The 228-nt window shown below is 76.8% G+C and carries 1 protein-coding gene; it reads right to left on the bottom strand.

The annotated features are described in order from the left end of the window. On the bottom strand, positions 1–228 hold a 228-nt coding region (locus tag C7C46_RS34085; protein WP_146259368.1), incomplete at both ends, for a class I SAM-dependent methyltransferase.

Below are 228 nucleotides of genomic sequence, written 5' to 3'. Positions count from 1 at the left end.
CACCGAGCGCTCCGGGTCGGTCCAGTGGAAGGCCTGGGCGTAGGTGACCAGGTCGGCGCTGGCGTCGTGGCAGGGCAGCTCGTCGCCCACCCCGCGGACCACCGGGATCTGCGGGCTGACCGCGCGCAGCTGGTCGGCCATCCCCTGGCTCGGCTCCACCGCGATCACCCGGGCGCCGCGCCCGTGCAGCAGCCGGGTGGCGATGCCGGTGCCGGCCCCCACGTCCAG

The sequence above is a fragment of the Streptomyces tateyamensis genome, from assembly GCF_003205575.1.
GTDB classification, from domain to species: domain Bacteria; phylum Actinomycetota; class Actinomycetes; order Streptomycetales; family Streptomycetaceae; genus Kitasatospora; species Kitasatospora tateyamensis.
Note: the sequence above shows the minus strand (reverse complement) of the source record. Positions and strands in the feature narration are given on the sequence as shown.